The 17,393-nt window shown below is 48.3% G+C and carries 19 protein-coding genes and 1 riboswitch; all 19 genes read right to left on the bottom strand.

The annotated features are described in order from the left end of the window. Positions 1-19: 19 nt before the first annotated feature. Positions 20-547: a redoxin domain-containing protein gene (locus BBG47_RS05235; RefSeq protein ID WP_254659748.1), complete on the bottom strand. Its 528-nt coding sequence runs from the start codon at positions 545-547 to the stop codon at positions 20-22. Between the two features lie 215 nt (positions 548-762). Further along, the gene (locus tag BBG47_RS05230) at positions 763-1,509 is read right to left on the bottom strand and encodes a pseudouridine synthase (RefSeq protein ID WP_065290832.1); all 747 of its coding nucleotides are present in this window, start codon (positions 1,507-1,509) and stop codon (positions 763-765) included. A 106-nt stretch (positions 1,510-1,615) separates the two neighbouring features. Continuing rightward, positions 1,616-2,161 (bottom strand): spore maturation protein, encoded by a 546-nt coding sequence (locus BBG47_RS05225; RefSeq protein ID WP_021252923.1) that lies wholly within the window; start codon positions 2,159-2,161, stop codon positions 1,616-1,618. Between the two features lie 73 nt (positions 2,162-2,234). Next, entirely contained in the window at positions 2,235-2,897 is a 663-nt protein-coding gene (locus tag BBG47_RS05220; protein ID WP_254659751.1) for a nucleoside recognition domain-containing protein, read from the bottom strand. A 27-nt stretch (positions 2,898-2,924) separates the two neighbouring features. Next, positions 2,925-4,226, bottom strand: coding sequence for a D-alanyl-D-alanine carboxypeptidase family protein (locus BBG47_RS05215; protein WP_065290831.1), 1,302 nt, complete (start codon positions 4,224-4,226; stop codon positions 2,925-2,927). Between the two features lie 194 nt (positions 4,227-4,420). After that, the gene (gene ytfJ / locus BBG47_RS05210) at positions 4,421-4,906 is read right to left on the bottom strand and encodes a GerW family sporulation protein (RefSeq protein ID WP_021252926.1); all 486 of its coding nucleotides are present in this window, start codon (positions 4,904-4,906) and stop codon (positions 4,421-4,423) included. Continuing rightward, positions 4,879-5,556, bottom strand: a complete 678-nt coding sequence (locus BBG47_RS05205; RefSeq protein WP_021252927.1) for a DUF2953 domain-containing protein — start codon at positions 5,554-5,556, stop codon at positions 4,879-4,881. Before BBG47_RS05205 ends, ytfJ begins: the two co-directional genes overlap by 28 nt. Before the next feature lie 206 nt (positions 5,557-5,762). Then, positions 5,763-6,461 (bottom strand): metal-dependent hydrolase, encoded by a 699-nt coding sequence (locus BBG47_RS05200; RefSeq protein ID WP_065290830.1) that lies wholly within the window; start codon positions 6,459-6,461, stop codon positions 5,763-5,765. Positions 6,462-6,512: 51 nt separating this feature from the next. Further along, on the bottom strand, positions 6,513-7,169 hold the full coding sequence (gene scpB, locus BBG47_RS05195) for an SMC-Scp complex subunit ScpB (RefSeq protein ID WP_065290829.1): 657 nt from the start codon (positions 7,167-7,169) through the stop codon (positions 6,513-6,515). Further along, entirely contained in the window at positions 7,138-7,932 is a 795-nt protein-coding gene (locus BBG47_RS05190) for a segregation and condensation protein A (RefSeq protein WP_028533111.1), read from the bottom strand. Before BBG47_RS05190 ends, scpB begins: the two co-directional genes overlap by 32 nt. Before the next feature lie 72 nt (positions 7,933-8,004). Beyond that, entirely contained in the window at positions 8,005-8,472 is a 468-nt protein-coding gene (gene ribH, locus BBG47_RS05185; protein ID WP_021252931.1) for a 6,7-dimethyl-8-ribityllumazine synthase, read from the bottom strand. Positions 8,473-8,556: 84 nt separating this feature from the next. Then, the gene (locus tag BBG47_RS05180; protein WP_065290828.1) at positions 8,557-9,798 is read right to left on the bottom strand and encodes a bifunctional 3,4-dihydroxy-2-butanone-4-phosphate synthase/GTP cyclohydrolase II; all 1,242 of its coding nucleotides are present in this window, start codon (positions 9,796-9,798) and stop codon (positions 8,557-8,559) included. A gap of 21 nt (positions 9,799-9,819) precedes the next feature. Further along, positions 9,820-10,503, bottom strand: coding sequence for a riboflavin synthase (ribE, locus tag BBG47_RS05175; RefSeq protein ID WP_065290827.1), 684 nt, complete (start codon positions 10,501-10,503; stop codon positions 9,820-9,822). Next, entirely contained in the window at positions 10,484-11,653 is a 1,170-nt protein-coding gene (ribD, locus tag BBG47_RS05170; RefSeq protein ID WP_065290826.1) for a bifunctional diaminohydroxyphosphoribosylaminopyrimidine deaminase/5-amino-6-(5-phosphoribosylamino)uracil reductase RibD, read from the bottom strand. The genes ribE and ribD overlap by 20 nt, the downstream gene beginning before the upstream one ends. A 330-nt stretch (positions 11,654-11,983) precedes the next feature. After that, a riboswitch (FMN riboswitch) is annotated at positions 11,984-12,142 on the bottom strand. Positions 12,143-12,311: 169 nt separating this feature from the next. Then, on the bottom strand, positions 12,312-12,749 hold the full coding sequence (locus BBG47_RS05165; protein ID WP_021252935.1) for a peptidylprolyl isomerase: 438 nt from the start codon (positions 12,747-12,749) through the stop codon (positions 12,312-12,314). Positions 12,750-12,960: 211 nt separating this feature from the next. Continuing rightward, positions 12,961-14,292, bottom strand: a complete 1,332-nt coding sequence (lysA, locus tag BBG47_RS05160) for a diaminopimelate decarboxylase (protein ID WP_065290872.1) — start codon at positions 14,290-14,292, stop codon at positions 12,961-12,963. 184 nt (positions 14,293-14,476) lie between these two features. Next, positions 14,477-16,138: a spore germination protein gene (locus BBG47_RS05155; protein WP_065290825.1), complete on the bottom strand. Its 1,662-nt coding sequence runs from the start codon at positions 16,136-16,138 to the stop codon at positions 14,477-14,479. Between the two features lie 89 nt (positions 16,139-16,227). After that, entirely contained in the window at positions 16,228-16,665 is a 438-nt protein-coding gene (locus BBG47_RS05150) for a stage V sporulation protein AB (protein WP_083189090.1), read from the bottom strand. Continuing rightward, positions 16,658-17,308, bottom strand: a complete 651-nt coding sequence (locus BBG47_RS05145) for a stage V sporulation protein AA (protein ID WP_065290824.1) — start codon at positions 17,306-17,308, stop codon at positions 16,658-16,660. Before BBG47_RS05145 ends, BBG47_RS05150 begins: the two co-directional genes overlap by 8 nt. Between the last annotated feature and the right edge of the window lie 85 nt (positions 17,309-17,393).

The following is a 17,393-nucleotide window of genomic DNA, read 5'->3' as shown; positions in this document are numbered from 1 at the left end:
TCCTCCTCCCCTTCAAGCCCTATTCTTTCGCCATTTGTTCCAAATAGGACTCTAGCTGGCTTGTAGTGACTTCCCCAGTATGAATAGCATGGACTTTGCCATCAGGCTTGATGAAGAATGTGGTCGGCAATGGACGGACACCGAAGGCTTTGGTTACACTCTTATTTGAATCGAGCAGCATCGTGAAATGAACATTTACCGCTTTCATATAATTGTCCACAACGATCGCATCTTCTCCATAGTTGATGCCGATGACTTCCACGTTGCGATCCTTCCAATCAACTGCTGCCTTCTGCAAGGTGGGCATCTCCCGCTCACACGGTTCGCACCAGGAGCCCCAGAAATTAAGCACCAGGGACTTTCCCTTGTAATCACTCAGCTGCACAGTATCGCCCTTCAGCGTATGAAGCGACACATCTGGTATGCGGCTGCCAACCTCAGGGTATGTAGGCTTACTGTACGCATTGCTAATTGCAATCCCGCCAAGTATCGCAATGACAGCTAGTATGAGAATCTGGACTGTCTTGTTTCTCTTGCCCAATATCATCGCCCCTTCTTGATGTGGTTCAATTGATATAGATTGAACACTTGCTTTCTATGACATATTTCACATTCAGACGACATAATTGCAACAATTGCATTACACCATCCACGACTATTATAATTCATAGATTAGCGGACATATCTTCCTCAATATGAAAATTATGTGTCACCATATACTGGGCGGGGTGCAATAAAAGCGATTTACTGCTCTATCCGATTTTACGTATGCATGGTACGGTTGGATTTCATCTCCATACGGAGTTCGTTGACTTCCGACTTCGTCAGCACACGGTGTTTGCCACGGGCAATTCCTTGCAGCGTAATATTGCCGAACTTCACACGCTTCAGCTTGGTGACAGGATGGCCAATCACCTCGAACATGCGACGAACCTGACGATTGCGACCCTCATGGATCGTTATACTGATGGTTGCCGTATTGCTCTCCAAGTCAACATCATGGTATTCCACCGCTGCTGGCTGAGTCATACCATCCTCAAGTTTAACCCCTTTTCTCAGTTGCTCCAGCTTATCCCCATGAGGTACGCCTTTCACGGTTGCATGATAGGTCTTCTCCACATGATGACGCGGATGCATGAGCATATTGGCTAACTCACCATCATTTGTAAACAGCAGAAGCCCCTCTGTTTCGTAATCGAGGCGTCCTACCGGATATACTCGCGCCTTTACACCCTTCATAAAATCCATGACTGTCTTGCGGCCTTCTGGATCTGATGTACTTGTAATAACGCCTTTTGGCTTATGGAAGGCTAATACTATTTTGTCGGACTTAACCGATATCGTTCTCCCACTAACGGTAATCACATCGCTTGACGGATCAGCCTTCACACCCAAAGTTGTTACGACTTCTCCGTTAACCTCTACCTTACCTGCTTTGATAATTTCCTCACACTTACGACGCGAAGCGATACCCGCGTTCGCTAAAATCTTCTGTAAACGTTCTTCCATGAATGTCTGTCACCTCAAACTTTTATTATCCTCATTGAAAAGAAAAGCCCGCTGCCAAGAGGGCGCGAGCTTGTCATTAACTTACATTATTCAAGCTATTATGATATTACCCTGTAATGAAACCAAATACAAGGAAACAGACGACAATTGCTGCAATAAATCCGACCAAATCAGAGAATAGGCCAACTTTTAGTGCATACCGGCCTTTCTTAATCCCAACAGCGCCGAAATATACGGTCAACACATAGATCGTTGTATCTGTGCTCCCCTGTATCGTTGAAGCAATTCGGCCAATCATGGAATCAGGCCCGTACATCTTAATAAGATCGGTAGTAAAGGCAAGAGAGCCAGCTCCTGTAATGGGCCGCAAGAAAGCGAGCGGCATCACCTCACCAGGAATGCCTATCCAATCGAGTATCGGACGCAGCAGCCCCACCATCCAATCCATCGCTCCAGATGCACGGAATACACTGATTGCAACCATCATGCCTACTAAGGTTGGAATGATGTTGATTGAAGTTTGAAATCCATCCTTCGCCCCTTCAACGAAGGTCTCATATACGGGCACACGCCGAAAATAGGCAAACAGCGGAATAAAAACGATAATGGCCGGTATGGCCCATGCGGATATAGAGGAAACAAATGCATACATAACCGGACCATCCTTTCTACTTCATTTCGAGGCTGGAAGTAAGGTCATGATGCCATAATCACCAAATCATTGTTCAACTAGCTGGTGTTTGATATCCCGCTCCCTGGGATTCCGTATACCGCTCTTTTTCAGACTTTAATTGTTGCGGGGGCGGACGCTTCGCATCCTTTCTTCGGTACCATCGATCCGCGAAGATCGCTGCAAATGTTGCTACAATGGTCGCAATGAGCGTAGTACCTACAATCTCGGCAGGATTAGCAGAGTTGAAATTCATCCTTATCGCAATCAATGTTGTTGGGATTAGGGTTATACTTGACGTATTGATTGCAAGCAGCGTGCACATGGCAGGCGTAGCCGTATCTTTATTCGGATTTAATTTCTGGAGCTCCTGCATAGCTCTTATCCCCATCGGTGTAGCTGCATTGCCTAGCCCAAGCAAATTCGCGCTCATATTCGACATAATGAAGCCGAGAGCAGGATGGTTCCGAGGTACATCGGGAAACAAATACCTAACGACTGGACCAAGAGCCTTGGCAAGCCGCTTCAGCAGCCCTGCATCCTCTGCAATCCGCATGATCCCTAGCCAGAACACCATCACACTGATGAGTCCAAAGCTTACAGATACTCCTGTCTTCGCTCCCTCGAACACGGCTTCCGTCACTACGTCAATCTTTCCCTGAGCGGCAGCAGCGATGAATCCCACAAGCAGCATGAACATCCATATCGCATTTACAATGACAACCGTCTCCCTTCCCATGGGCGATCAAGCTGCGCCAAATAGTCTGCCTGTTACACGTTTTAGTACCAGCATCCATTCACTGAGTACGTTGCCGCTCTTACTTTCTCTTAGAACTGCAGAAGTGTGTTCGGCTGAACCACCTCGAGTTGGCGCAGATTCGTCTGGAGAAATTCTTCGAACATCTACACTGGCTATCGGTTCCTTGTCCACATACATCGTCAAGCGTCCCTGATGACCTAACCTTGCTTCGAGACTACCGTTAGCCGGTACGACGAGCTTGGCAGACAATTTCGATTGCTCCCCATATCCAAGCGGATACGTCAGCGATCTAGAAGCTTCAAATGGCTGGCCCTCAATATGTTGGCCTTCCTCTACAATCTTCGCTTGCGGAAACGCTTGAAAGCCGTAATCGAGCATCCTTCTATGGTCTTCCCAATCTCTGGAGTCATTCAGCGTTACAGCAACTAGCTGCTGGCCATTCCGTGTGGCAGAACTGACTAGACACCGCAATGCACCTTTCGTGTAACCTGTCTTCACACCATCTGCTCCTTCATACAAGTGAAGCATTTTATTCTTATTGCCCCACACATAATCCCAATTGTCGATTGTATTAGGCGCCTTCTTCGTACGGGTGCGCACGATTTCACGGAAGGTTGCATTATGCAGTGCATATGCTGATATACGAGCTAGATCTTCTGCAGTCGTATAGTGACCCTTCTCATCCAAACCATGAGGATTGCGGAACTGGGTATGCTCCAACCCGAGCAGCTTCGCCTTCTCATTCATTAAGTGGACGAAGCCTTCTTCTGAGCCTCCAACGTGCTCAGCAATCGCCACTGCAGCATCGTTGCCTGAACGAAGCATAAGGCCATACAACAAATGGTTGAGACTCATCTCTTCTCCAAGTCTCAAGTAAATGGAGGAACCTTCCTTGCCCACAGCACGAGAAGTCGCCTTTACTTTATCCTCCAGCCGGCCATGCTCAATTGCCACAATCGCGGTCATCACTTTCGTCGTACTCGCCATTGGAAGCTCCTGCTTCCCGTTATGGCTGTACAGCACTCTTCCAGACGCTACATCTATTAAGGCTGCTGCTCTTGCCGCAGTAGATGGAGGCGCGATTCGAGCCGAAGCAGTTGCATTCGATGGCTCAACCTGCAGCGGGACAGACCATTCCTGTACAGCCTCACGCTGTGCGCGACTTGTGTCCACGGACGGATCAGCTGACGCGGCACGTCCATACAAATCATATGCCAGAACCGAACCCAACAATGCACACAACGCAATCATCTTTCCAACTTGTCCTACGTATGGATACTTGCTCATACGTTCCTCCTTAATCTGTATACCGGTCAAGTTGTTCCATATGTATGCTTGTACGAGACCGAGTATGTCCATCACTTACGATTACTTAAGCAAGCAGGAGTTGTTCTAATGAAAAATAGCGTCAAGCTCCCGTTGACTGCATCGCCATTTTACCGGCAATAACGGCAGCAACAATCAAGCCTGACGCCATATTCCTACCGATCCGATATAATAATATCCTCGGCCGTCGTTGATTCCTGCTTCTTGAACATCGAACTGATTTGATCCAGTACATTAGGTGCGGCATCAATAATTTTCTCCAGCAAATGCGTCTGATTGTCGAGCGATACGACATCAATGCCCCGCCTGCCAACGACGAGAAAGGCAATCGGTGTTATGTAGACGCCACCGCCGCTACCTCCTCCAAATGGCTTCGAACCATAGGCATAGGCTGCAGGAACTGTACGCGCCTCACCACGTTCTGAGGCTGGTCTGTCATGTCTGTCGTGCCTGTCGTGTCTCTCATCCAACCGGAAGTCGCTGCCTCCTGCCGCAAAGCCAAATGCAACACGGCTTATCGGCAAAATGACACTGCCGTCAGGTGTTTGGACAGGATCGCCCACGATTGCATTTACATCTACCATAGCCTTAATATTGTTAAAGGCTGCATGCATTAAGCCCTCGATAGGATGTTCCGCCATGTTCGTATTCCTCCTTCTGCGCGAACGATGCGAATAATCAACTTGATTACAGCAGTTATAGCGTGCACGATGCGAATTTTGGTTATACAAACGATCCTAGTGGAAAAAAAAGGGGTGTGAAATTGCGGATTCACTTCCATCTGAGGATGTCTTCGAAATCGAATATGGTGAGACAATGCTCCTACCAGCATGCTCTTCACTGACCATGATGCCCCTGTCAATAGACAAGCTGTTGCCGGATTAAGCAGTCCAATCTCCGTATCCCAAGTAAACATGCTGCACTGTACCCGCTGGAGAGTTTCTTTGAGCCATAGAATGATGCAACGCGTATGACGGAGAAGTCGCCGCACGTTGTGCTTATATCTCTCTATCAATTTTTTATCGACCTGAGTTTCATCTCGACTTGCATGACCTGTTCCGACATTATCCTTAGCTTTTACATGCAGGTGAACCCCTGTTTCCATGTTAATAAATCGAATGGATCGCCATTCATATTTCCAACGAAGCAGTCCATAGCATGCCCGAATCAATAGAACAACTCGCTCATGTTTTCCTGATTTGTGAATGATGATTTTGCACTCAATGGACGAAAAGACAATGAGGGCAAGCAAGACAACTACTATCCCTCCAGCAATCGCCCATCCTATCATGTCATGCGCCTCCATTTCCTAAACTATCCGTATTATGGCCTTTTATCCAAACTAGCATGCACGATTAGCATATTTCCGATTGATTTTATCAAATAAAAAAACCGTCAGCTCGTATTATCGCATACGAAGCTGACGGGCAAGCATTAGAACATATTGATGCTCCTCGTTCAAGCAAGTTTCTTTGAATGTTAGGGACAAGCGCCTCTTTACAGCATCAGCTTGGAATGATCAATAGATTGACCAGGCAAAAGTTCCAGTCCTTGCATCCCAAGCTCCTGAAGTTTCGCCACAAATGCTGCCCCATCCTGTTGAATAGGAGGAAATGTATTGTAGTGCACGGGGATGACAACTTTAGCCTGTACCCACTGCGCAGCTAGCAATGCATCTTCCGGGTCCATCGTGAAGAAGCTGCCAATTGGCAAGAAGGCGATATCTGGCTTGTAGCGATCGCCAATGAGCTTCATATCGCTATACAATGCAGTGTCTCCGGCATGATAAATCGTTAGCCCCTCTGTTTGCAGGACAATCCCTGCAGGGTTGCCCATATAAATATCCTGACCATTGACTGTAACGGAGGAACTGTGCAGGGCAGGCACTAGCGCAACCGATCCAAATTCGAATGGAGCTGGCCCACCTAGGTTCATGCCTATAGCTTGCGCACCTTGCGATTCCATGTAGTTCGTAAGCTCTACCATGCCAATAATAGGCGCATTGCAGCGCTTGGAGATGGATACCGCATCACCAATATGATCGCCATGGCCATGTGTGAGCAGCACATAGTCAGCATGAATCTCTTCTGAGCGTGTGACAGCTGCAGGGTTGCCAGTCAAGAAAGGATCAATGATAATACTATGCTGTTCGGTAACAAGCTGAATGCAGGAATGACCGTGGAAATGAATGTTCAAAGCAGTTCCTCCTCATATTTGCATATTCAACAGCTTCATACGCAGAAGTTCTTATCGTATCTCTTCCTCGTGCTCATCTTGAACTCCTGCTTCCAATTGTTCTTCAACTTCCTTCACGTCTTCAATCGTCAATTGGCGTCCATCTAACTTCTCGAACAAGAGCTGCGTTTCCTCTTCTAACCCATCCATTTGTTCAAAAGCAGAGGAATCCGGCAGTTCTTTAATTGTTGATAATCCGAAATAATCTAAGAATGATTTCGTTGTGCCATACAAAATCGGCCTTCCGATCGCTTCTGCTCGTCCAACCTCTTCGATCAAACCCTTGTTCGTTAGTGTCTGAATCGCACGATCCGATTTTACGCCGCGGATTTCTTCGATCTCAACACGGGTAATCGGCTGTCGATAGGCAACGATAGACAAGGTCTCTAGGGCTGCTTGCGACAGAGAAGAACGCGATGGCGAATATGCCATCTTCTCAAAATACGGGGCATGTTCTGGCAATGTAGCTAGCTCGTACATCCCTGCGATTGCAACAATTTGCAGACCACGTTTCGAGCGCTCGAAGTCCGCGCGCAGATCGTTCATCGCTTCCTCTATAACCTCTGGGCGCTGTTCTGTAATTTCTGAGATTTGCTTAATGTTCAAGCCTTCATCTCCAGCCATGAACAACAACCCCTCAATAATCGACTTCAGCATCTGAAAGTCCATCTTCCGTGTCCACCTCCCCACTCCATTGAATCACGATGTCCTCAAAGAGGCTATCCTGGTAGCAGCGAACTTGCTTCATCTTCATCAGCTCCAGCAGCGCGAGAAAGGAAACGACAATTTCCGAACGCGTGAGATGCTCGCTAAGCAAGTTAGAGAACATCATCTTACCTCCCTTGCCAAATGGACGCAGCGTGTCGATAATGCTCTTAATCCGATCCTTCACCGATATTTCATCCCGGTGGATTGTTGCGACCTGCGTTCTGCGCGACGCTTTGCTAAGTGCCTTGCGGAATGCTGCGATCAAGTCTGTGACATGTAATCCATCCACTGGATTATCAGGAGCTGTTGGCATAAATGGCGTTAAGTCCTCTGGTTCCTTGGAAAAAATCATGCTTCGTTCTGTCTCGCGTTCCCGGAGATGCTCCGCAATTCCCTTGTACTTTCGGTATTCGATCAACTTGCGTATAAGCTCTGCCCGCGGATCAGGCTCATCATCCACATAATCTTCATAGTCGTCCCATTCCATGACCGGAGGCTTGGGAAGCAGCTGCTGTGATTTCATGGACAGCAACGTTGCCGCCATAACGAGAAACTCGCTCGTAATCTCCAGCTCCAATTCCTGCATGTTGTGCAAATATTCCATATATTGATCTGTAATCTCACTAATCGATATATCTTGAATATTAATTTCCGCTTGGTCGATTAAATGCAGGAGCAAATCGAGCGGTCCTTCAAACTGTTCCAGCTTATACGTTACGGTCACCCCGTGATAACCTCCTGAGCAATAAAAACAAATGTAGCGCCCTTACAAAAAGGGCACTACATTAAATAAGCACTATTTTAACTGATTCGTCAAGTTCGCCATTTCAATTGCAGTAGACGCAGCTTCCCAACCCTTGTTACCTGCCTTCGTTCCTGCACGTTCAATTGCCTGCTCGATGGAGTCTGTTGTCAGCACTCCGAATATGGTCGGAACCCCTGTCTTCATGTTCACTTGCGCAACGCCTTTAGCCGCTTCACTGCACACATAATCGAAATGCGGAGTGGACCCGCGAATAACTGCGCCAAGTGTGATCACCGCATCATACTTCCCGCTCTCCGCCATTTTCTGCGCAATTAGTGGAATTTCAAATGCACCCGGAACCCAGGCAATATCTACCTCCTCATCTTTAACCCCGTGGCGCTTCAGCGCATCAAGTGCTCCCGAAACAAGCTTGCTGACAATAAATTCATTGAATCGACCAGCAACAATTCCATATTTTAATCCTTCGGAAACTAAGTGTCCTTCAAATACATGTGGCATAAGTAAAGTCCTCCTCTGTGATAAATAACTGAATCATATCGATAAGGTTATCGCACGCTTGCGGTACTTCATTTCCTTCAGGGCTTATCTGCGTGCTTGTTCATCCTGTTCAATATCGTCGAATACGAGCATATGCCCGAGCTTTGCAGCCTTCGTATGCAGATATTTTGTGTTGTCTTCATTCTCCTGCATTTGAATCGGGACGCGCTCAACGACCTCCAGGCCATAGCCTTCCAACCCTTTAATTTTGCGAGGATTATTTGTAAGAAGGCGAATTTGACGAATGCCAAGATCTTTCAAGATTTGAGCTCCAATGCCGTAATCCCGCAGATCCGCTGGGAATCCAAGCTTCAAGTTGGCATCCACAGTGTCTAGCCCTTGCTCCTGAAGCTTATAAGCTTTGAGCTTGTTAATAAGTCCAATCCCGCGGCCTTCCTGGCGCATATAGAGCAGGACGCCAATGCCTTCCTTGTCTATTTGTGAAAGCGCAGCGGCAAATTGAGGGCCACAGTCGCAGCGATGTGAATGAAATACATCCCCGGTTAAGCATTCCGAATGAACGCGAACAAGTACTGGCTGAGTTCCATCAATGTCGCCCTTCACTAAGGCAACATGTTCCTTATTGTCCACACCATTCGTATAGGCAATAGCTCGGAATATCCCGAAATCAGTAGGCATGTTCACCTCGACCTCACGTTGAACCAGCTTCTCCTTCTCATTACGGTAATGAATGAGATCCTTGATGCTGATGAGCTTCAAGTCCCATTGCCCCTTCAGTTCCATCAAGTCGGGCAGTCTAGCCATCGTGCCATCTTCCTTAATCACTTCGCAGATGACACTAGCAGGTGCAGATCCGCTCAACCGGGCGAGATCAACCGCTGCTTCCGTATGCCCAGCACGGCGCAACACACCACCATTCTTCGCTATTAACGGGAAGATATGACCCGGGCGGCGGAAATCTTCTGCCTTGGCGTCCGCATCCAGCATCTTCTGGATCGTTAGTGAGCGTTCGTGCGCTGAAATGCCAGTAGTCGTATCTACGTGATCAATGGATACGGTAAATGCCGTACCGTGATTGTCCGTGTTGTGTGCAACCATTGGGTGAAGCTCAAGCTCCTCGGCACGCTCCTGCGTAATAGGTACACATACCAATCCTCGGCCTTCTGTAATCATGAAGTTAATAACTTCCGGTGTTGCCTTGTCGGCTAACGCGATAAAGTCGCCTTCATTTTCCCGATCTTCGTCATCAACCACAATGATGACCTTGCCCTGCTTCAAATCTGCAATTGCGTCTTCTATCGAATCAAAGTGAAATGCTTCCTTCATGTTGTTCCTCCCCTTTCACCATTACATAAAACCATGCTCTGCCAAAAATGCTGCATTCAGACCTCCAGAACCAGAACGATTCGAGTCCTTTGTCTCGTTCTCCGGCCCTGATCTACCATACCGGAGCAAATGATCCACATACTTGCCAAGCACATCACATTCAATGTTGACGATATCACCCGGCTGCTTGCGCTGAAGAGCGGTTTGCGCCAACGTATGCGGAATAATCGATACGGCAAACTCTCCATGCTCTGCTCGCGTAAGGGTTAAGCTGATGCCGTCAATAGTGACAGAACCTTGTGGAATCATATATTTTGCCATCTCAGGCCGACTCGCCCGACATTCGATGACAACAGCATTCGCATCTCTTGTTCGTCCCACAATCGTTGCAAGACCATCCACATGTCCTTGTACAATATGACCGCCGAATCGCCCACCTGCTGCCATTGCACGCTCTAGATTGACCGGATCGCCCGGCCTTAAATCCTTCAAATTCGTATGGCGAAACGTCTGCGGCATCACATCCGCCATGAAGGAGGTGCCATCATATGACGTCGAAGTCAGGCATACACCATTGACAGCGATGCTGTCCCCCAGCTTCATGCCCTCTAGAACCTTAGATGCTCGGATGTGAAGCACCATCGCCTCGCCCCGCTTCATCACAGCCTGCAGTGAGCCCACTTCTTCAATGAGTCCGGTGAACATTGCTATGCTCCTCCTTAACGCTGGAATGAGTGAAATGCTCCACTTCACGCTTGCCGAAAGGATATCCAGTGATGCAGATATTATCTCCGAGCTTCTCAACCTCCACATGCTGAAGCCGGTATGCATCCTGCATCCGCTCTACACCTTCAAACACAAAACTACCAGGCGCATGCTGACCGCCGACGACAATCGGAGCCATAAATATTGCAACTTTGTCGACCAGCTTCTTCTCTAGCATCGCTCCATTCAATCGACCTCCACCTTCAAGGAGTATGGATCCGATCTCATGTTGGCCGCACCATTCCATCATCTGCCGAAGGTCTACCTTCTCGCCTTCTCCGCACTCGATGACCTCCACGCCTCGGGACACCAATTCACGCCGCTTCTCCCCGCTTGCCCGTGCAGTTGTGAAGATGCAGGTTCGTGCAGCTTGATCGGTTACGACGTTGGCGTCCATAGGGATCCGAAGCATCGAGTCTACGATCAAGCGCACTGGGTTTACCCCAGGGACTGATAGGCGTGTTGTCAGCGATGGATCATCCGCAAGAACGGTGCCTATGCCTACCATAATCGCTTGATGACGGTGCCTCATCGAATGAACGATTTCACGACTTCGCTCATTCGAGATCCACTTGCTGTCCCCAGTCGAAGTAGCGATCTTGCCGTCCAGCGTACTTGCTGTCTTGAGGGTAACGAACGGAATGCCGGTCGTAATATGCTTAGCGAACATTTCAATCAGTGCGAGACCTCTCTCCCGAAGCACATCCAACGTTATCCCAATTCCATGATCCTTCAGTAGAGCAATTCCTCTCCCTGCAACCGCTGGATTCGGATCGACGCAAGCGATCACGACACGGGCAATTCCCGCTTCAATCAATCGCAGACTGCAAGGCGGTGTTCGCCCATAGTGGCTGCATGGCTCAAGGGTCACATACGCAGTTGCTCCTCTCGCCGCTTCACCAGCCATCTGTAAAGCATGGACTTCCGCATGGCCTTCACCACGCCGCAAATGAGCTCCAAGACCGACGATTCGTCCCTCGTTCACAATGACACAGCCAACTGCAGGGTTCACATCGGTCTGTCCAAGCACCTGCTCTGCCATGTTCACAGCGAGCTGCATGTACAGTTCATCATTGATAACAGCAGACATTGGGTATCCTCCTTTCCACAAACAGATCAAGGCTAACGCAAAAAAGCCCTTCGGATCCTCCGAAGGGCATGATTGATTGAGCTTGCAGGTATGTACTTAATTTCACAATAGACGCACATAAGCATAATTTCCATTTGTATATGACAAATAAAACCGACAACAAGGATGTTCTCAGCAAACTGCAACGATTTCGCATATGTCAAATACGACGATAGATGAATAGAAAACCTCACGCTTACGCAGGTATTCGCCGTCCATTTCGCCTGGAATGCTCATGAAATTGTGAAAATAAGAACTTGAAAGAACTAATTATCGAGTTCTTCTCTCCTGACGCCCCTTCTCCCATCCAGACTATACTGTCGGCTCTGGAGTTGCACCAGATCCACCGTGTGGACGAATCCACCCGGGTCACGGACTAAGAACACCTTGCACACGCAAGAATAGTTCATCACCGCCGGTCGGGAATTTCACCCTGCCCTGAAGGTCTGTCATTCGTATTGCTATAAAATTAGTTTCTAAGATGTTGCACTTAGAAGTGTACCACCTGACCTGGTAAAATGCAACTTGTGTCGCTTCACCGCATGGAACCATTCAGATGCGTTCAAATAAAAAAGACGTGCAGCAGCCAAGCTGCATACACGCCTTCCCTCAATTATTTCTATTCTTCCACGATTGTAACTTGCTTCATCTTGTCGCCTTGCTTAACAGCATCTACATGCTCCATGCCCTCTACAATTTTGCCAAATACCGTATGCACGCCATCCAAGTGAGGGAATGCATCGTAAGTGATGTAGAATTGGGAACCGCCTGTATCCTTGCCGGCATGCGCCATCGCAAGTACACCACGCTCATGCTTGTGCGGGTTGCCTTTTGTCTCACATTTGATTGTGTAGCCTGGGCCGCCTGTACCTGTTCCGTGCGGGCAACCGCCTTGCGCTACAAAGCCCGGAATAACACGGTGGAATGTCAAGCCGTTATAGAAACCTTCGTTGGACAGCTTCTCAAAGTTTGCAACGGTACCTGGTGCCTCTTGCTCATGGAGCTGGATTTTCACCGTGCCGCCTTTTTCCAATTCAATCAATGCATATTTGCTCATCATGTATCGTCTCCTTCCATATGTACAATGCTCACGCTTGCTCATCCGATTATACGTTATTTCTTAACAAAAAGAAAACACCCGATTTCTGCCTCATCGTTATGCCACGACAAGACAGATAATCGGATGATGTAATAGTTTCCATATCTGGTGTAACTTCGGATATGAAATTCAACTGCTGCCGCGGAGCTTGCAATCGTCACATCCCGTACTATTTCAGCGCTGGCTCCTTGCGCAGACGAGCTGGAATGAAGTCATTGCGCACGATATCTTCATGCGACTCACGACGTACAACAATATCCGCTTCCCCGTTGTGCACGAACACGACAGCTGGTCTTGGAATACGGTTATAGTTGCTTGCCATCGAATAATTGTACGCACCTGTGCAGGACACAGCCAACAGATCGCCCTGCTGGACGGCAGGAAGCACAGCATCCCAAATCAGCATATCGCCGCTTTCGCAGCATTTTCCTGCTATCGACACTGTCTCCGTGTACTCATTAGTCGCACGGTTAGCAAGCAGTGCCTCATAACGAGACTCATACAGCGCTGGTCGAGGGTTGTCGGTCATCCCTCCATCAACAGCTACATATTTGCGCACGCCTGGAATATCCTTCACAGAGCCAACTGTATACAGTGTTGTTCCCGCTTCTCCAACAATACTGCGGCCTGGCTCTACCCAAATTTCAGGCAAACATTCTCCGATGTCAGCAAAATGCTGCTTTACAGCATCTGTAATGGCCTTTACATAATCGCGAACATGCAGAGGCGTATCCCCTTCTACATAGCGGATGCCAAAGCCGCCGCCCAAGTTCACAACCCGGAATGCGATCCCTAGCTGTTCCTTCACCCCACGAGCAAATTGTGCAACGCGTTCAACCGCCATTTGGAATCCTTCAGTTTCGAAGATTTGAGATCCGATATGCGAGTGGATGCCCAGCAGCTCCAAATGAGTTGCATCCGCCGCATGACGCACAGCCTCAAGCGCCGTGCCATTGCCGATGTCAAAGCCAAACTTCGAATCCGTCTGACCTGTCGAAATGTATTCATGCGTATGTGCCTCAACCCCCGGTGTAACGCGGAGCAGCACAGGCACGTACTGATTGCGCTCTTGGCAAATCGCATTCAGCAGCTTCAGCTCAGTGAAATTATCAACAACAAAGCAGCCGATGCGGGCATCAAGCGCCATTTCGATCTCCTCGGGCGTCTTATTATTCCCATGGAAGTGGATTCGCTGAGCTGGGAATCCAGCCTGCAAGGCTGTATACAATTCCCCTTCCGATACAACATCTAGCGACAGCCCCTCTTGGTCGACTAGCCGGCACATTGCTGTTGTACAGAATGCTTTGCTTGCATATGCAACCTGAAAGGTTAACCCTGACTCGCGAAATGCTTCCATGTATTGTTCACAGCGTTCTCTGACTAATGCTTCGTCAAAAATATAAAGCGGAGTACCAAATTGCTGCTTCAATTCGGTTACATCGCAACCACCAATTTCTAAATGTCCATCCCCATTAATCTTGCTCGTTCCGTGTAAGTACATCGTCATTTCTCCCCACTCCCACTCGATCTTCTATGTCTATCCCCTCATGTTGTTCCAATTGTTGGTGAAAATATTACATCGAGTATATCAGCTTATTCGATCATGAAAGAATGGATTTTTCCGTCCATCATTTGCATTATAGAGGTTGTCAAGGGACAAACACATTGCCTTCCAAACGTTGAAGCTATCGCTTCGTTCTTGGCGGCATCTTTGTATTATCTCGCGTCTGATTCAAGCTAGGGCGCGTCTTTATCAGCAAGAATGGCTGTCGCACGATGATATTGTACATCGCTTTGGCATTGAACGGAATGAACGGCCATAAGTATGATGCATTGTACGAGCGATGCAGGGTTAGCCAGAGCAGCCAAACGGTTGTACCAATGACGAGTCCGGGAACTCTGAATAGTGCAACCGCAACAAGCAGCACGAGCCTCACTATTCGATTGGCCAGCGCCAGCTCATAGCTCGGTGTCGCAAACATCCCTACGGCAGCTACAGCCATGTACAAAATAACCTCATTGACGAACACTCCCGTTTTGACCGCTATGTCACCTACGAGTATCGCAGCTAGCAAGCCCAATGCTATCGCAAGCGGCGACGGAGTATGAACAGCCGCCATTCGCATGAGATCCACGCCGAGCTCTGCGATGAGGAACTGGAAAATGAGCGGTATCTTCCCTGTCTCCTGCGGTCCAATAATTTGTAGGGCGGCAGGCTTTAATCCCGGCTCGATAACGAGCAGCAGCCACAATGGGAGAATGAAGAGCGATGCAAAAATACCGATGAAGCGCACACTCCGCAAATAGGTTCCCATAAATGCAGTTTGTCGATTCTCTTCTGCATGCTGACATAAGTCGAAAAACGTCGTCGGCAAAATGATGACAGATGGAGAAGTGTCGACAAATATGACAATGCTGCCATCCATCAAATGGGAAGCGACGACATCCGGGCGTTCCGAGTATCGTACAAGCGGATAAGGGTTCCACGCCTTATTGATAATCGCCTCCTCCAGTTGCTTGTCGGCCAGTGGCAGACCATCCACATTCACCGCTTTTATTTTATTACGAACCGACTCCACTTGACGCTTGTCAGCAATATCATCTATATAGGCAATACACACATCAGTACGGGTACGCCGCCCCACCTGCACCATTTCATACATAAGCCCTGGATCACGCAAGCGGCGTCGGACAAGGGTAACGTTCGTGAGCAGTGTTTCGCCGAATCCGTCACGTGCACCCCGAACCACCCGCTCGAGCGACGGTTCTTCAAGACCCCGCACAGGGAAAGTCTTGCAGTCCACAATAATCGCACTTGATTCATGATCAATAAAGAAAGCGCTGCTGCCAGCGAGCACTTTATTAATGACGCTGCTTAACTTATTCTCCCGCTCTACTTGAACATGAGGGATGTAGCGTTCGAACAAGGATTTGAGCGCGTTCGGCGACATTTCTTCCTTATCCAAGTAAGACATGCGGGACAAGATCAACGTCATCACTTCGTCCTTAGCAAACCCATTCACATAGAACAGACCCACCCGCCGCTCGCCGAAGACCATCTCGCGCAGCACGATATCAAACGACTCCCCAAGTCCGACTACCTGTTGCAGCGTTCGTTTCGTCTCGTCCAGCTTCTTGGAGATTTCGTCCTTGTCCTGCCAATAGATGATGGACTCTTCTATCGTATCGGACTTCTCATGCTGCTTTTTTCTGTCATGCAAGCTGCCTTGCTCAGATGCATGCTGATGATTGCCCCCATCCTCAGACTGCTCTTTCAGTGATTTCGAATTAGGAGGGGAAAGTACGTCCTTGTGCGACGATTCTTGTTCAGTTTGCTGCTCTGTCATTGGGCAATATCCTCCTTCTTATAGAATCGCAATGTATTGGCATATCCTTCATTGCGAGATTCTCATCATTCAACACAGATACTTCAAACTCAATGCGGGTATTTAAAACAGTCGAACCAAGATCCAAGAACCTTGCCAATTACCATAGCGGTCAGTAGATGAGGGAGCGCGTGTGTCATACCAAGCCGTTTCGCCAATATCGGAAAAACATTCAATACCTCCGTCAGCGCTGCAGCCAATAGTCCCACGAATATTCCATCCAGCAGTCCGATGAATGGAGAGAACCATCCCGCATAGAAGAATCGGATACTCCATAAATCTGTTACGGTAAAGAACAGCGTGCCCGCAATAATGGCGTACTCAAACCAATACGAACAGTGGAAGGAGCGAGTAAGCTGTGCTAGCCGTGGAAGCATGTCAAGCACGACAAATAATGCCACCATCGCGCCCCCAACCGTAATCCCGCCAGCGATTCCCGCGAACGATGCCAGCAGCTGTGCAAGACCATACAGCCAAGTCTCAGTCACGCTTCAAATCCTCCTTGCGCAATCGCTTGTATTCCTCGGTTATCATGTACTGGTTCAAGTTTTCCTGATATAGGAACATCTCAACTTCAAGCGGTGTCGGCTCTTCATTGAACTTCTTGCGGAAAAAGTGATTAAAAAATACGACCATCCCAAGACCGATGCCAATGGAATAGCAGGCTTGGAACCAAAATGGATTCGCATCCTTCCGACCCGTAAGCATTTCTACAATTCGTTTATGTACAGGGAGCATGCTTACATCGGCGTGAAAGTTCATGATCGCTAAGCCAGAACCGAAGAACAGCAGCAGCCAGACAAGAACAATTAGGGCGATATTTGGCTTCTTCACCTGCGTCACAACCTCAACTAATGTATGCGGCTGGCCGAAGCATTCTATGGTCATTCTCGGACACAGTTCCTTAATTGCCCTCGTAATGTGCATCATGTCAATCAATATCATGTTACCGTCGCTTGTCTTTGGTTCCTTCAGCACAAGCTCTCTTAATTTCGTGTACCATGCATCGTCTGCAATGACCTCAGCTACATCCTTTAGTCGAATCGGATGATCCGGCTTGACCGAAGATTGCTTGCGCAGCCGGATATAGCAGGTACTGCCGGAATCAGGCAACTCATCCAAAGTCGCCATGTTCATCCCCCTCCTTCCTCCATAGTGTTAGTATGGTTGAATAGACAGCAAAAAAACCGCAAGGACATCTCCCTGCGGTTCGCTC

It is taken from the genome of Paenibacillus sp. KS1 (assembly GCF_001680695.1).
In the GTDB taxonomy this organism is placed as follows: Bacteria; Bacillota; Bacilli; order Paenibacillales; family Paenibacillaceae; genus Paenibacillus_B; species Paenibacillus_B suaedae.
Note: the sequence above shows the minus strand (reverse complement) of the source record. Positions and strands in the feature narration are given on the sequence as shown.

Bases quoted from the DNA above. Each gene is read 5' to 3' on its own strand.
- BBG47_RS05230 (WP_065290832.1), bottom strand. From the start codon at position 1,509: ATGGAAGAACGTTTACAGAAGATTTTAGCGAACGCGGGTATCGCTTCG.
- ytfJ (WP_021252926.1), bottom strand. From the start codon at position 4,906: ATGGCGGAACATCCTATCGAGGGCTTAATGCATGCAGCCTTTAACAAT.
- BBG47_RS05225 (WP_021252923.1), bottom strand. From the start codon at position 2,161: ATGTATGCATTTGTTTCCTCTATATCCGCATGGGCCATACCGGCCATT.
- BBG47_RS05155 (WP_065290825.1), bottom strand. From the start codon at position 16,138: ATGACAGAGCAGCAAACTGAACAAGAATCGTCGCACAAGGACGTACTT.
- BBG47_RS05145 (WP_065290824.1), bottom strand. From the start codon at position 17,308: ATGGCGACTTTGGATGAGTTGCCTGATTCCGGCAGTACCTGCTATATC.
- scpB (WP_065290829.1), bottom strand. From the start codon at position 7,169: ATGGACTTTCAGATGCTGAAGTCGATTATTGAGGGGTTGTTGTTCATG.
- ribE (WP_065290827.1), bottom strand. From the start codon at position 10,503: ATGTTCACCGGACTCATTGAAGAAGTGGGCTCACTGCAGGCTGTGATG.
- ribD (WP_065290826.1), bottom strand. From the start codon at position 11,653: ATGTCTGCTGTTATCAATGATGAACTGTACATGCAGCTCGCTGTGAAC.
- BBG47_RS05235 (WP_254659748.1), bottom strand. From the start codon at position 547: ATGATATTGGGCAAGAGAAACAAGACAGTCCAGATTCTCATACTAGCT.
- BBG47_RS05165 (WP_021252935.1), bottom strand. From the start codon at position 12,749: ATGAGCAAATATGCATTGATTGAATTGGAAAAAGGCGGCACGGTGAAA.
- BBG47_RS05215 (WP_065290831.1), bottom strand. From the start codon at position 4,226: ATGAGCAAGTATCCATACGTAGGACAAGTTGGAAAGATGATTGCGTTG.
- lysA (WP_065290872.1), bottom strand. From the start codon at position 14,292: ATGTACTTACACGGAACGAGCAAGATTAATGGGGATGGACATTTAGAA.
- ribH (WP_021252931.1), bottom strand. From the start codon at position 8,472: ATGCCACATGTATTTGAAGGACACTTAGTTTCCGAAGGATTAAAATAT.
- BBG47_RS05205 (WP_021252927.1), bottom strand. From the start codon at position 5,556: ATGATAGGATGGGCGATTGCTGGAGGGATAGTAGTTGTCTTGCTTGCC.
- BBG47_RS05180 (WP_065290828.1), bottom strand. From the start codon at position 9,798: ATGAAGGAAGCATTTCACTTTGATTCGATAGAAGACGCAATTGCAGAT.